Origin of the sequence: Thalassospira xianhensis MCCC 1A02616, assembly GCF_003326475.1 — a bacterium.
In the GTDB taxonomy this organism is placed as follows: domain Bacteria; phylum Pseudomonadota; class Alphaproteobacteria; order Rhodospirillales; family Thalassospiraceae; genus Thalassospira; species Thalassospira xianhensis.
The window spans coordinates 1-15,010 of record NZ_JPWA01000005.1 but is presented as its reverse complement, the minus strand read 5'-3'; the positions used below and the strand labels follow the sequence as shown (position 1 = coordinate 15,010).

The window sequence follows — 15,010 nt, the reverse complement described above, 5'->3', positions numbered from 1 at the left end:
AAGCCCAGTCCTAGGAGGTCGACATATGGTGACTCCTCGCAAAAAAACTGCGCCCGGTTCAGCTAAAACAACCCGAACCAAAACCTCACCTCGTGCAAAGACAGCACAGAAAACGCCTTCCGGTGTCAGCAAAAAGTCGGCTGCAGCCCCGGCAAAGGCTGCGGCAGTCGAAATTACCGAAAGCCCGGCGGCGCGGCCAAAGCGTGTGGTCACAACTTCTAGTGCGCTGGAAGCAGAAGCCTTGCGTCAGACCCCCATGGAAGAACCGCCAAAGGCTGTTGCCAAGACATCAAAACCCGATGATGTGAAGCCGGAGACAAAGAAAGCATCCTCTGCCGTATCACAGAATACCGCGGTCCCGGCGAAGGCCGAGGAGGCGGTAAAACCCGCTGAGACAGAAAACAAGGCTGAGGCGAAACCGCAAGCAAAACCTGAACCGGCAAACGATTCGCAGACAAAGGCAGCCGTGACCGACATTGACGCCAAAAGTTCCCCGTCAAAGGGGCGCACATCCACCGGGGCCACGTCGGCAAAGGCCAAGGGAGAAGTTTCGACAAGTCCCAAGCCTGCCAGCCGCCCCAAGGTCATTGCCACGTCGAAAAAGCCCGCTGTTTCGACTTCAAAAACAGCAGGCACATCCAAATCGTCCGTTTCTGGCAATAAGGCGCCTGCTGCCGCTGCCCAAACGGCTCAACCTGTAAAGAAGGCTACGATCGTGACAGAGGAACAGAAACCGGCTGCCACTGTTAAATCGGCTACGGTGGCGAAGGCCGCGCCGAAGGATAACCCAACCGAGAAAGCCACTGCCGAGGTCAAGGTCACGGCAAAGCCGGCAACTGCCGCTGCCAAGGTCGATGCCCCTGATGTGACAGCATTTGGCATGATGACGCTTGAGCCGTTCGCGGAGCTCTGGAAGGCACCCGAAGTCGATGCCATGGTGGCCGCGACCCAGGATGCTTTCGAAGGCAGCATGACCGCTGCCAATGATGTTATCGCCCAGATGGCCGAAAAGTTCACCGAACAGGCAGATGTGTTTTCCGATGCCGGTACGCATATGATGGCCAGATACGAAGAACTGATCGAAACGCAGCAGAAAAGTCTCGATGGCGTTTGGCAGATGTCGACCGACCTGATGGAAAAAAGCGGTTCATTCGGGGCTGAACTGGTTTCTTGGGCGCAACGCGAAATGGATGCTTCGCAGGCTGACCTCGAAGCGCTTGCAAAGGTTGAAAGCCTCTCTGAACTGCAGGAACTGAACGAGCGTATCTTTAAACGCTATGTCGAATCCGGCATGTCGGAGGGCGAGAAAATTCAGAAAATGATGTTTTCAGCCTTTTCCGACGGGTTTGCCGCAATGAGCAAAGCCGCAGGAGTGCCGCTTAAATAAGCGCACCTGACGCAGGGCAAGGTTTGCTGCATTAACGTACCGGAACGGACATGGTCGGCGGATCATGTCCGTTTTTTTGTTTTTGCACTGATATTTACGGCAAAACCGATGAAGTTTTGCTGATGATCTTGCACCGCGTCAATCTCGGCCTACATGAATTTGGGATGAGGTTAATAAGCGTTTTGTCGCTGCGGACTTTGAAACAGATGTTCAATGACCTATCATGGAGACAATGCAGAACAAAAGGGTTCCGGTAAGCAGATTATGAGTGAACAGGACAATGACGGTGGTGGTCTCCCGAACACGGGGATCGTAACGAAGACACGGCCAAAGACGAAGAAGCCGTCCATGTACAAGGTGCTGTTGCTGAATGACGACTACACCCCCATGGAATTCGTTGTCCATGTGCTTGAACGGTTCTTTGAAAAAGGCCGGGAAGAGGCGACCGCGATTATGCTTCAGGTTCACCGCAAGGGGGTCGGGGTATGTGGTGTCTTTACCTATGAAATTGCGGAAACCAAGGTCAACCAGGTCATGGATCTGGCGCGGCAAAACCAGCACCCGCTGCAGTGCACGTTAGAGAAGGAGTGAAACATGCTCTCACGTAACCTTGAAGAAAGCTTACATCGTGCGCTGGCTTATGCGTCTGAACGGCGTCATGAATATGCAACGCTGGAACATCTTCTGTTGTCACTGACCGAAGATCAGGATGCGTTGTCGGTGCTGAAGGCCTGTCGGGTCGATGTTGATCGTCTGCGTTCGGATTTGCTGGAATTCGCCGATAGCGAACTTTCCGGGCTGATCAGTGCGCGTCTGGTCGATCCCAAGCCAACGGCCGGGTTCCAGCGCGTGATACAGCGCGCCGCCATTCATGTTCAATCCTCCGGACGCGAAGAGGTCACCGGGGCGAATGTGCTGGTCGCGCTGTTTTCGGAACGTGAATCCCACGCGGTCTATTATCTACAATTGCAGGACATGACCCGTCTGGATGCGGTCAACTACATTTCGCATGGTATTGCGAAGGCGCCGGAACTGAATGAACGCCGCATTCCGCGCGGCGCCGAGGAAGAAGTTGCGCCCGGGGCTGCTGCCGATACTGAGGAAGGGGCCGCGGCCGGTGAAGGTGAGGCCCTTAAAGCTTATTGCGTGAACCTCAATGTCAAGGCGCAGAAGGGCAAGATCGATCCGTTGATCGGTCGCCAGAGCGAGATCGAGCGCACCATTCAGGTCCTGTGCCGCCGCACCAAAAACAATCCGCTTTATGTCGGTGATCCCGGGGTTGGCAAAACTGCCATCGCCGAAGGTCTGGCGCGCCGGATTGTTGATGGCGATGTCCCCGAAGTTCTGGCCGATGCCACGATCTTTGCCCTTGATATGGGCGCCCTTTTGGCAGGTACCCGCTATCGTGGTGATTTCGAGGAACGCCTCAAGGCTGTCGTCAAAGAGCTTGAAGAGTTCGACGGCGCGGTTCTGTTCATTGATGAAATTCACACCGTCATCGGCGCAGGTGCGACTTCGGGTGGGGCAATGGATGCCTCGAACCTGTTGAAGCCGGCCCTTGCCAGCGGTTCGCTTCGCTGCATCGGTTCAACGACTTACAAGGAGTTCCGCGGCCATTTTGAAAAGGACCGTGCCCTTGTGCGTCGTTTCCAGAAAATCGATGTCGAGGAACCTTCACCCGAAGACACGATCAAAATCCTCAAGGGGCTCAAGCCCTATTACGAGGAACATCACCACGTCAAATACACCAACGAAGCCATTCGGTCCGCAGTTGAACTTGCATCACGCTATATCAACGACCGCAAGCGTCCCGATAGCGCGATTGATGTGATCGACGAGGTCGGGGCATCCCGGATGCTGGTGGCACCAAGCAAGCGCAAACGCACGATTTCCAAACGCGATGTCGAGGAAATCGTCGCCAAGATCGCCCGCATACCACCAAAATCGGTATCGACCGATGATCGCAAGGCATTGGCCAATCTAGAACGTGATCTTAAGACTGTTGTCTTTGGTCAGGACAAGGCGATTGAGGCCGTCGCCAGTGCAATCAAGCTGGCACGTGCCGGTCTGCGCGAACCGGAAAAGCCGATTGGCAGCTATCTGTTTTCCGGCCCGACAGGCGTTGGCAAAACCGAGGTTACCAAACAGCTGGCGCATGTCATGGGGATCGAGTTCATCCGCTTCGACATGTCGGAATATATGGAACGCCACAGCGTTTCACGCCTGATTGGTGCGCCGCCCGGCTATGTCGGTTTTGATCAGGGCGGGCTTCTGACCGATTCCGTTGATCAGCATCCGCATGCGGTTGTCCTGCTTGACGAGATCGAAAAAGCCCATCCGGACCTGTTCAATATCCTTTTGCAGGTCATGGACCATGGCAAGCTGACGGATAATAACGGCAAGACAGTTGATTTCCGCAATGTTGTGCTGGTGATGACCACCAACGCGGGTGCATCGGATATGGCAAAACCGCCAATCGGTTTCAAACGCGAGATGCGTACCGGCGAGGACGAAGAAGCGATCAAGCGGACCTTCTCTCCGGAATTCCGGAACCGTTTGGATGCGGTTATACCGTTTGCCAACCTGCAGCCCGATGTCGTCAAGATGGTGGTCGACAAGTTCATCTTGCAGCTTGAGGTCCAGCTTGCGGATCGGAATGTCTCGATTGAATTGACCGAAGCCGCGCGTACCTGGCTTGGCGAGCGAGGTTACGATGTCGCATTTGGGGCGCGTCCGCTGGGGCGTGTCATTCAGGAGCACGTCAAAAAGCCGCTGGCCGAAGAGTTGCTATTTGGCAAGCTCGAAAAGGGCGGGGCGGTTCTCGTCGATATCGAAGACGATGCCGTTATCTTCCGCTATCCGGAAGAAAATGGTGGCGGATCGAAAAAGGAAAAAGATCCCGAGATGGCAAACTGATTGCCTTGTGATCGATTACCTTGTCATTAAGTTTTGGCAGGTTATTGTAATTGCCCGGAACAGTTGTTTCGGGCAATTGCTTTTGATGGCGCATAAAAAATAATGAACCATGTGACACAGCGGAAATACCGGGATGAAGTTGAGACTTTCTTGTCGAGGCTTGAGTCGCAGGCGCGTAAGCTTGTCGCGCTGGCGGACATAATTGAAAAGACGGTCGATACAACCGAGGTGACCGGTTACCGACCGTTTCGCGAAGAAGTCGATAATTTCAAAGCGCTTTCACTGGTGATTACGGACCGTCTCGCCAAACTTGAAAAACATCCCAAAAAAGACGAGCTCGAAGAGCAGTTCCACAAGCTTCAAATCCTGATGCTTCGGATTGTGATTAAAACAAGCCTCAAGTTTTTCTTTGTGATGAGTGCCAAGCCGGTTCTGCCGCTCGGTGCGCGCGAAATGTTCCAAAGCGAACTTCGGACGCTTTATGAGGCCGAACGCATGATCTCTCATCCGCGATATGTCAGTCATCTTGACGAGTCAGCAAAGGATGACCTCGAGGTCGCCAAGGAAATTCTCCAGGAAATTATTGAAAATGCTCCGGCTTTGCTGAATTTCAGCAAGCGCAAAAAACGAAAAGCGCCAAGTCGCAACGCTCGGTAATCGGTACGGATCAGGTCGGGGATATAGCTTTGAATTGCATTTCGCAAAATGCAAAGATTTGTATTCGCATTTTGCAATTTTATTTGTCGCAATATGCGAATAAATTTTGAAGTAATTGTCTTTTCAATATTTTCTTGCCCGACAATCGGCACAATTCAGGGATTTTCACGCGCTCTCAAAAACTGGCACACCCTATGCATAGGTGGTGTTGGACAGTTGTTCTTTGCAGGGGCGCATCTTGCGCCTGGAACAACGTAATCTTCTGCAGTTTGCTCGTGTCCCAACCAAACTCAGCGGCGGTTTTCCCGCCGCTTTTTTCTTTTCTACCCCTTTATTATCCTCCAACCCCTCCAATGGCTTAACTGGCATCCCCATATGGGGATATCGGATGGTGCATGCGTGTCTGTATATGTCCTCTTGCGCTTAAAAGTGGTTGATGAACAGTTTTTTCTCTGTATAATATATACCAAGGGATAGTTTTATCCATACGTACGGAGGGGTAGGAAGCGTTATGAAAGTGACAAAACACCTGTTTCTGGTGATGGGGCTGATGATTGGTACTTCATTTGGCATCACTGCTGCGAATGCCAAGTCGGATTTACCCGGAGCGCCCGATCAGTTGATTACGGATGACACCATCCGTGATGTGCGGGAATGGCTTGCGAATCCTGTGGTTGAACTTTCGATCTCGTCACAGAACCGTTTGCGCAAGGGTATGACGCAGGATCAGATCGATGCTGCCGACAAACAATGGGTGACTGAACGCGAAGCCGAGGACCAGCCGCTTGTTGCCGCCATCCTGACCAATCCTCTTTCAAGTTATCTGACACAGATTCAGGCGCGGTCTGGTGGCTTGTTCGCCGAAATATTTGTCATGGATGCTGCCGGCCTCAATGTGGGGCAAAGCTCGATCACATCCGACTTTTGGCAGGGCGACGAGGCCAAGTTCAAGAATACCTTTCCGAACGGAGCCAACGCTGTCTTCATTGATGAAGCGGAATATGACGAGAGTTCCGACACTTGGCGCTCGCAGCTCAACATGACGATGTCGGACACACAGGGGACGCCAATCGGCGCTGTTACGATCGAGGTCAATCTTAATGAACTCGCACGCCGTCAGCAGCTGTAAGGGATACGAGCCATGAACTTCTTTAAAAATCTTTCCATACCGGCCAAGCTGACAACCTGCTTTGCTGTGATGATTGTGGTCATTCTGATGGTTGCCGGTGCCGGGATGTTTGCAACGTTCCAGGTCAAGACCGCCAATGAGCAACGCGACTATCTCGCCGATTTCGAACGCGATTATCGCAATCTCGACCGTGCCTATCTGATGGCGCGCCAGGAACTGGTCTATTTCCTGACAACCGGTGACCGGATCGGGCTTGAAAGCTACGAGAAATCGCTGACCGAGATCGATACTCGCACAGATGTTCTGAAAACCTACGCGACGATCAACCCGACTATTGCCGGTCTGATCGAAGAAATGGACAGCGCGATCGACCGCTGGGAAGAAATTGCAAGTCAGCAGGCAAAACTGATGCGTCACTATCTGACGGTCAACCACGCCCGTGCCATCGAGGCATCCGGCGAGCCACGCGAATTGTCTGACAGCGTGTCAAGGATTGCCCTGGACCTTGCAAACAACATTGACCAGATGAGCCTTGCGGTCGAAAACCGCGTTGAACAGGCCATGATGCTGTTCCAGACAACGTTGGGTATCGGCGTTGCACTGCTGATCGCAATGGCGGCATTGTTTGGTGGTACCCTGTCGCGGATGATCGCAACGCCGATCCGCAAAATGACGGATGCCATGGGAAGTCTGGCTTCGGGCAACCTCGATATCGAGATCCTTGATATGAAACGTGCTGATGAAGTCGGTGCGATGGCCAAGTCGCTTGAAGTGTTCCGCGAAAACGCCCGGGAACGTGCCCGCATGGCCGAACAGGAACGTATCGAGGCAGAACGCCAGATCGAACGCAGCAAACGCATGGGAACGCTGACTGCCGGGTTCGATCACAAGATCCAGGAAGTTCTTTCGGCAGTGAATGTTGCACTTGATGAAGTGCGCAGTGCGTCGGAAACGCTGTCGTCACATTCGGTTCGCGCCAATCAGGATGCGAAAAGTGTGGCCGAGCAGGCACAGGAATCGTCAAGCAACATCGAAACGGTTGCTTCGGCAACGGCACAGCTTTCGGCGTCAATCGCCGAAATCGCCTCGCAGATTGCCCGGGTTACCGAAATCACCCAGCTTGCGGTGGACGAAACCGAACGGACCAATCAGCGCGTTGCGCTACTTGACGATGCCGCACAAAGTGTCGGGGAAGTTGTCAGCCTGATCAGTGATATCGCAGATCAGACCAACATGCTGGCACTAAATGCGACGATTGAATCGGCACGTGCCGGTGACGCGGGCAAGGGCTTTGCTGTTGTGGCCGGAGAGGTGAAAAATCTTGCCGCCCAGACGGTCAAGGCAACCGAACAGATCACTGCGAAAATTACCGAAATGCAGGGTGAAACCGGTGCCGCCGCCGAGGCCGTTCGCGGTTTTGCCGAAACGATCCATAAAATTGACGAACTGATGTCGGTTGTTGCCAGTGCCGTTGAAGAGCAGGGGGCTGCAACCGAGGAAATTTCACGCAGTGTTGAAGGGGCCGCCAATGGCAACGTTGCCATTTCGAACGCGGTGAAAAACGTGGCCGAGGCAACAACAGAAAGCGGTGACCTTTCCCATGGTCAGCTTGATTGTGTCGGCCGTCTGGCCGCCGCCAACGACGAGCTCAGATCCCACGTGAACGGCTTCCTGAACGACGTCAGGGCTGTCTAGAATAACCGGATACCCGGTGGAACCGGAAAGGGCGCGATGGTGTTGCATCGCGCTCTTTTTGCTTGGCAGTGTTGCCGGATCATTCCTGCCTGAACGGGCTGTGCTCGGCCATGATGAATTCGCGGTCCTGCGAGATATGGCTGCGTTCCTGATCCAGAAAACGCGCGACGGCATTGCGTAGACCCGCATCTGCTATCAGATGGACGGAATGGGTCAGGACAGGCTCATAACCGCGCTGGATTTTATGTTCGCCCTGTGCTCCGGCTTCGACCGTTTTAAGACCGCGTTCAATTGCGATATCAATCGCCTGATAATAACAGGTCTCGAAATGCAAAAGAGGTGTCCGGTCGATGGTGCCCCAGTTGCGCCCATACAACGTATCTGATCCGATCAGGTTAAGCGCCCCGGCAACCATGTTGCCATCGCGAAAGGCCGCGACCAGAACGGTCCGGTCACGCAATCTTTCATGCAAAAGCTCGAAAAACTCCCGTGTCAGATAGGCCTGCCCCCACTTGCGATCAGACGTGTCATGGTAAAAGGCATAAAACCGGTCCCAATGGGCGGCTTTAAGGTCATCACCCGATAGAACTTCAAAACTGTATCCCGCATCGCGCACCTGCTTGCGTTCCTTGCGCAGATTTTTGCGTTTGCGCGAATTAAGCGCACCAAGGAAATCGTCAAAGCTGGCGTAACCGCGATTGTACCAGTGATACTGGATGCCGGTTCGGGGCAGGAACCCGGCATCTTCCATCGCCCGGCTTTCATCACCGCTGCAAAATGTCACATGCAGGCTGGCAATGCCAAGCCGTTCTGGCAGGGCGCAAAGCCCGCTGATCAGGAGCTTTCGTATGCGTTCCGGTGCCGGATGATCCGGTCGGATCAAAAGACGCGGGCCGGGCACGGGGGAAAACGGCACGGCTGCCTGTAGTTTCGGATAATATCGTCCGCCCGCGCGCTCATATGCCTCTGCCCAGCTCCAGTCGAAAACATATTCGCCATACGAGTGGGATTTTACGTACAGCGGCACAATACCGGCAATCGTATCGTCGTCATCTGTCACCACCAGATGAAACGGTTGCCAACCGGTTTCCGCGCTAGCTGATCCGCTATCTTCCATCGCGGAAAGAAAGGCAAAGCTGACAAACGGGTTGTCTGCGCCAGCGCATTTGTCCCAGTCGGTTTGGCCAATTTTATGGATATCGGTAACGGTTCTTATCTCGGCAGGCAAGATGGGGTCCCCTGTATTCAATCCTTGGTCGCCGTCCGGGCCAGCATTCTATACGCAATAGCCGGTATATGCGTTCAGAAGATAGGCGCATTGCGTGTTTGCGCAAGGGAAAGCCTTTGACGCAAGCCGCCTTAGGCCCTATTTCATTGGTCCAAGGGCGCGTAACGTTACGGCCCTACGGCTCGGGAAATGCCCGTGTCGCCCTCGCAAAGAAAAGGATGGTGCGCCGTGAACAGCAAGCTTTCGTTGGAGAAGGACAAGATCAAGATCGTCCTGCTCGAAGGTATCCATGAAAACGCTGTAAAGATGTTCAAAGAGGCCGGCTACTCTAATGTCGACCACTACCCTGCTGCTCTTGATGCGGATGAATTGAAATCCGTCGTCTCCGAAGCGCATTTTCTGGGCATCCGTTCCCGCACCAAACTGACCGAAGACGTTATCGATGCCGCAACCAAGCTGACCTCGATCGGCTGTTTCTGCATTGGCACCAATCAGGTGGACCTGAAGGCTGCTGCGATGCGCGGTATTCCGGTCTTCAATGCACCATATTCCAATACCCGGTCGGTCGCCGAACTGGTTCTGGGCCAGATCATCATGCTGATGCGCGGTATCCCGCAGCGTGACAAGGCAGCCCATGCCGGTGGCTGGCTTAAAAACGCCAAAGGCTCTTACGAGGCGCGCGGCAAGACTCTGGGCATCATCGGTTATGGCCATATCGGGTCGCAGCTGTCGGTTCTGGCTGAATCGCTTGGCATGAACGTCATTTATTATGACGTGATCAACAAGCTTGCCATGGGCAATGCCACCTCGTGCAGTTCGATGGATGAATTGCTGGCCAAATCCGATGTTGTTTCACTGCATGTTCCGGCCAATGAACAGACCAAAAACATGATCACCGCAGCCGAAATCGCCAAGATGAAGCCGGGCGCGCACCTGATCAATGCGGCACGCGGCAATGTCATCGTTATTGATGATCTGGCTGCGGCCCTTGAACGCGGTCATCTGGCTGGCGCGGCGCTGGACGTTTTCCCGGTCGAGCCTGCCGGCAAGGATGAAGAATTCCAAAGCCCTCTTCGTGGCATGCCGAACGTTATCCTGACCCCGCATATCGGCGGTTCCACCCAGGAAGCACAGGAAAATATCGGTGTCGAAGTTGCTGACAAGCTGATCACCTATTCCGATAACGGATCGACGCTTGGCGCGGTCAACTTCCCGGAAGTTTCGCTGCCGGTTAAGGATCGCAAGCATACCCGTTTCATGCATATTCACCGCAACGTTCCGGGCGTTCTGTCGAAAATCAACGACGTGTTTGCAACCCGTGGCATGAATATCAGCGGTCAGTATCTGCGTTCCGAAGGCGGTGTGGGTTACGTGGTTGTCGAGGTCGACGAGGAAATCCAGCCGGGTCTTGGCATCCGCAAGGAACTGGAAGCCATCGACGGTACGCTTCGGGTCCGCTTCCTGTTCTGATCGGATCGGAAATCGAGTCACAAAGGCGGCGGTGCAATTTGCATCGCCGCTTTTTTATTGTCTGGGGAGAGATACTGGTATTGAAAATATAATACCAATAAATACCAATTTTACGGAATTATGATCATTCCCAACTGTCCTGAACATTGTGGTACTCAAAAGGTATCATTCATGATTGGATTATCCTGCTGAGTTTGGTTGACTTCACAGTAGGACAGGAAAAATGACAATAAAGAAAATGGCGGTTGGGTTTGGCGTATCGCTGATGTTGGCGGGGGCTGCTTTTGGTCCGGCAATGGCAGCCGATGCCACGGACGGTGCGCGTATTCGCGAACTGGTCGACACGGGAATGCATTATTACTGGTCGGGCGGTGACATCAAAAAGGCCGAGGCCGAGGTGTTCAAAGGTATTACCCTGCATGGGCGATACGATGTCGTTGAACAGGCCTTTGCCGAGGCGTCGAAACTGGCACCGGAACGGATTGATCTGCGATATGGGATCGCATCAGCCCGGATTCTGCAAAAGAAACTCGACGAGGCGGCAGAAACCTATATCGGAATTACCCGTGTCGATCCGCACGCCTTTGACGCCTATACCTGGCTGGTGGCACTGGCCCATATTCGCGGTGATGATGATCAGTATCGCAACTATATGGATGCGATGGCTGGCATTGACCGTGACAGTGCGGATGCGTACCGCAAACGTTTCCTGCGGGCGGATGCTAATATGGCTGAGGCCCCAAATCAGGAAGTGCCGGTACTGGGCGAAAAATCCACCATCGTCATTCTGGGCTATGCACTTGCCGAGGATGGTACGATGCGCGAACCATTGATGCAGCGCCTTGAAATCGGCCTGAAGGCGGCGAAGGCAAATCCGACCGCCCGGGTGATGGTTACCGGCGGTCAGCCACAATCGGGTGTGACCGAAGGCGACATGATGATGCGCTGGCTGGTGGATCAGGGAGTTGATCGTGACCGCATCATGGTCGAGGACAAATCAAAGGACACCGTCGGTAATATGCTGAATATCGCAAACCTTCTGAACCGGCATACAACCGACGACGTCATTCTGGTCACCAGTGCCAGTCACATGCGCCGTGCCAAAACCGTGCTTCAGGATGCGCTGGATCAGTATGGTCTTGATGCGCCGGTTCATCCGCTGATCGCACTGGATTTCGACAGCATCGAAGAAGCATCGAAAGTCAGCGACAGCGAAAAGCTCGTCGTCTATCGGGATATGCTGCGCGTATCAGGCATCTGGGCATTCCCCGGCCTGCAGCAATAGTCAGGCAATTCGAAATCGCCGATTAAACAGTGAACTGACGCCCATGTGGCGTCAGTTTTCGTTTAGGGGCGCAGCAGAAGGATTAAAGTTTGCGATACATGATCAGCGCGTCGGTTTCACCATGTACCGGGTGCATATAGGCACCGGGCAGTCGACCGACAATTTCAAAGCCAAGCTGCGGCCAAAGATGCACGGCGGCCTTGTTGCTGGCGATGACGAAATTGAACTGCATGGCCCTAAAGCCGCGATCCTTTGCACGGATCAGCGAGTCCTCGCACATTCGCCGCGCAATCCCCCTTCCACCTGCATCCGGGGCAGTCATATAGCCGCAATTGGCCACATGCGCCCCATTGCCGGGCTGATTGGCCTTCAGGTAATAGGTGCCGACAATCTGCCCGTCTTCTTCGGCAACAAGGGTTTCCTTGTCAGACCCCATCCAATAGGCCAGCACTTCATCATCGGTCATATCGGTTGGCATGACATAGGTTTCACCAGCACGCAGGACCGGAGCAACGATTTCAAGGATTTTCGCGACGTCATTTTCGGTGGCGGGGCGTATCTGCATCGGGATGATCAGTCTTTTCTGGAAGGATTTCGGGTGGGGCAGGGGCGATGGCGTCAACGATCACCTTGTTGCAATACCTGTTCGATAAATTCGGGATCGGCTTCAAACGGCAGGCTTGCCCGTCCGGCAAGTGCACGGGCAAGATCGGAACGATAGCGTTCCCGCGGGATTTCGACCACCCCGAACTGTTTTAAGTGATCATTGACGAATTGGGTATCAAGCAGTGTGTAACCGCCTTGCCGCAAAAGGGCGACAAGATGCACCAGTGCCACCTTCGATGCGTTGGTTGCCCGCGAAAACATGCTTTCGCCAAAAAACGCCTGCCCAAGGCTGACACCATAAAGACCGCCAACCAACCTGCCATCAAGCCATGCCTCAATCGAATGCGCACAGCCCATCTTGTGAAGCGCGCAATAGGCATCAAGAATATTGTCATTGATCCAGGTATCATCCCGGCTGGCGGTAGGTTCCGCACAGGCACGAATGACATCGGGAAATGCTTTGTTCACATGGACCTTGAACGTGCCTTTACGCACGGCTTTGCGCAGGCTTCTGGGCACATGGAAGCCGTCCAGCGGCAATACGCCACGCCATTCCGGGTCAATCCAGTAAAGGGTCGGGTCATCATGGCTTTCGGCCATGGGAAACAGGCCGACCGAATAGGCACGGATCAACAGATCAGGGGTCAGTTGGTTCGACATGATCGCGGTGATAATGGTTTCGGTCCTGTTTGCAAGTCGTCTGTTTACATATGTGAACGCGCGGTGGTCTGACAAGATAGCAGCTTGCCGTCCGTCAGCTATCTTTGTCATGATAATCGAAATGGATGATTAATTCTTCGTGCCGGCATCGGTAAAATGCTCGAAATTTCTTCGCTGGTTATTTTCGCCGGGGCCATAGCCGCCTTTGCCGTCACCTCGCGCTAGGGGCATCGTGCTGGACTGGCGGAAATTCCCAAACAAAAACGGGGCTCCCGAAAGGAAGCCCCGCTTTGTTTGGCCGGGATAAAGAAAGTTACTTCTTCATGCCCATGAATTTTTCCAGCCAGTGAATGTCGTAATCACCTTTCTGGATATCAGTCTGCGCCAGAAGCTTCTGATGCAGCGGAATGGTGGTTTTGATCCCGCCAATCGCATATTCAGCCAGGGCACGACGCAGGCGCATCATGCATTCTTCGCGGTCACGCCCATGCACGATCAGTTTCGCGATCATGCTGTCGTAATAGGGCGGGATCGAATAACCGGCATAGATGCCGCTATCGACACGCACGCCCAAACCGCCCGGTGCATGATATTCCTTGATCTTGCCCGGTGACGGCACAAAGGTTTCCGGATCTTCGGCATTAATGCGGCATTCAATCGCATGGCCGTGAATTTCCAGATCTTCCTGCGTAAAGGACAGTTCAAGACCAGCCGCAACGCGGATCTGTTCACGCACAAGGTCAACGCCCGAAATGGCTTCGGTTACCGGATGTTCGACCTGCAAGCGGGTGTTCATTTCAATGAAATAGAACTCGCCGTTTTCATACAGGAATTCGATCGTACCGGCATTGCGATATCCCATGCCACGCATCGCGTTTGCAACGGTCGAACCGATGCGTTCGCGTTCTTCTGGTGTCAGGGTGGGCGAAGGCGCTTCTTCAAGCACTTTCTGGTGGCGACGCTGCAACGAACAGTCACGCTCGAACAGATGGACGGCATTTCCATGGGAATCGCCGATAACCTGAAGTTCGATGTGGCGCGGCTTGCCAAGGTACTTTTCCATATAAACTGCGGCATTGCCAAAGTTCTGCAATGCTTCCTTGCGGGTCATGGAAAATGCTTCGGCAAGGTCTTCGTCGCGCTCGACCACTTTCATGCCGCGACCGCCGCCACCACCCGATGCCTTGATCAGGACCGGATAGCCGATTTCCTTGGCGCATTTCTGGGCTTCGGCAACGGTGGTGATTTCTCCGTCCGACCCCGGAACAACCGGAATGCCCAGTTTGGCTGCGGTCAGTTTGGCGGTGATCTTGTCACCCATCATGCGAATATGTTCCGCCGACGGACCGACAAAGGCAAAGCCGTGTTCTTCGACCATGGCGGCAAAGTCGGCATTTTCCGACAGGAAGCCATAACCCGGATGGATGGCTTCCGCACCGGTGATTTCGGCAGCCGACAGGATCGCCGGAATATTCAGATAGCTGTCTTTCGATGCGGCCGGGCCGATGCAGACGGCTTCGTCTGCCAGGCGGACATGCATGGCATCGGCATCGGCGGTGGAATGCACCGCGACAGTTTTGATGCCCATTTCGCGGCAGGCGCGCTGAATACGCAGCGCGATTTCGCCACGGTTGGCAATCAGGAGTTTGTCGAACATGCGGTGTTTACCCCGGCTTATTCAATAATGACCAGCGGCTCGTCATACTCGACCGGATGGCCGTCGGTTGCGATGATCTGGCTGATTTTGCCAGATTTCGGCGCGCGGATCGGGTTGAAGGTCTTCATTGCTTCGATCAGCATCAGGGTCTGGCCTTCGGAAACGCTGGAACCGACCGAAATGAACGGTGCGGCACCGGGTTCCGGCGCGAAATAGACGACACCAACCATCGGCGACTTAACAGCACCCGGATGCGAACCCGCATCGGCAGGAGCCGCCGGAGCAGGGGCCGCAGCAGGAGCAGCGGCAACCGGTGCAGC

At 54.2% G+C, this 15,010-nt stretch carries 13 protein-coding genes; 8 read left to right on the top strand and 5 right to left on the bottom strand.

The window, feature by feature from the left end:
- The first annotated feature begins 25 nt into the window (after positions 1-25).
- The 6 genes from TH5_RS05880 to TH5_RS05855 all read left to right on the top strand — a co-directional run bounded on the left by TH5_RS05880 (position 26) and on the right by TH5_RS05855 (position 7,784).
- Complete coding sequence (locus TH5_RS05880; RefSeq protein WP_167443475.1) at positions 26-1,387, top strand: phasin family protein; 1,362 nt, start codon at positions 26-28, stop codon at positions 1,385-1,387.
- Positions 1,388-1,651: 264 nt separating this feature from the next.
- Positions 1,652-1,978, top strand: coding sequence for an ATP-dependent Clp protease adapter ClpS (clpS, locus tag TH5_RS05875; RefSeq protein ID WP_062952188.1), 327 nt, complete (start codon positions 1,652-1,654; stop codon positions 1,976-1,978).
- A 3-nt stretch (positions 1,979-1,981) separates the two neighbouring features.
- Positions 1,982-4,303, top strand: coding sequence for an ATP-dependent Clp protease ATP-binding subunit ClpA (gene clpA / locus TH5_RS05870; protein WP_114121080.1), 2,322 nt, complete (start codon positions 1,982-1,984; stop codon positions 4,301-4,303).
- Positions 4,304-4,453: 150 nt separating this feature from the next.
- Complete coding sequence (locus tag TH5_RS05865; protein WP_244204825.1) at positions 4,454-4,960, top strand: hypothetical protein; 507 nt, start codon at positions 4,454-4,456, stop codon at positions 4,958-4,960.
- Between the two features lie 511 nt (positions 4,961-5,471).
- Positions 5,472-6,089 (top strand): hypothetical protein, encoded by a 618-nt coding sequence (locus TH5_RS05860; RefSeq protein WP_114121078.1) that lies wholly within the window; start codon positions 5,472-5,474, stop codon positions 6,087-6,089.
- Positions 6,090-6,101: 12 nt separating this feature from the next.
- Positions 6,102-7,784 carry a methyl-accepting chemotaxis protein gene (locus TH5_RS05855; protein ID WP_114121077.1) on the top strand — a complete coding sequence of 561 codons (1,683 nt, stop codon included), beginning with the start codon at positions 6,102-6,104 and terminating at the stop codon, positions 7,782-7,784.
- A gap of 79 nt (positions 7,785-7,863) precedes the next feature.
- On the opposite strand, the gene TH5_RS05850 is transcribed toward TH5_RS05855, so the two are convergent.
- Positions 7,864-9,012: a GNAT family N-acetyltransferase gene (locus tag TH5_RS05850; RefSeq protein WP_114121076.1), complete on the bottom strand. Its 1,149-nt coding sequence runs from the start codon at positions 9,010-9,012 to the stop codon at positions 7,864-7,866.
- Positions 9,013-9,240: 228 nt separating this feature from the next.
- Between TH5_RS05850 and serA the strand changes: the two genes are divergently transcribed.
- Complete coding sequence (serA, locus tag TH5_RS05845; protein WP_114121075.1) at positions 9,241-10,482, top strand: phosphoglycerate dehydrogenase; 1,242 nt, start codon at positions 9,241-9,243, stop codon at positions 10,480-10,482.
- A 223-nt stretch (positions 10,483-10,705) separates the two neighbouring features.
- Positions 10,706-11,767, top strand: a complete 1,062-nt coding sequence (locus TH5_RS05840; protein WP_208638409.1) for a YdcF family protein — start codon at positions 10,706-10,708, stop codon at positions 11,765-11,767.
- An 82-nt stretch (positions 11,768-11,849) separates the two neighbouring features.
- Here the strand turns inward: TH5_RS05840 and TH5_RS05835 are convergent, their stop codons facing one another.
- The 4 genes from TH5_RS05835 to TH5_RS05820 form a co-directional block, all read right to left on the bottom strand.
- Entirely contained in the window at positions 11,850-12,332 is a 483-nt protein-coding gene (locus tag TH5_RS05835; RefSeq protein ID WP_114121204.1) for a GNAT family N-acetyltransferase, read from the bottom strand.
- 53 nt (positions 12,333-12,385) lie between these two features.
- On the bottom strand, positions 12,386-13,033 hold the full coding sequence (aat, locus tag TH5_RS05830; protein ID WP_062959474.1) for a leucyl/phenylalanyl-tRNA--protein transferase: 648 nt from the start codon (positions 13,031-13,033) through the stop codon (positions 12,386-12,388).
- A 313-nt stretch (positions 13,034-13,346) separates the two neighbouring features.
- Positions 13,347-14,690: an acetyl-CoA carboxylase biotin carboxylase subunit gene (gene accC / locus TH5_RS05825; RefSeq protein ID WP_114121073.1), complete on the bottom strand. Its 1,344-nt coding sequence runs from the start codon at positions 14,688-14,690 to the stop codon at positions 13,347-13,349.
- A 17-nt stretch (positions 14,691-14,707) separates the two neighbouring features.
- On the bottom strand, positions 14,708-15,010 hold a 303-nt coding region (locus TH5_RS05820), incomplete at its 5' end, for an acetyl-CoA carboxylase biotin carboxyl carrier protein (RefSeq protein ID WP_114121072.1).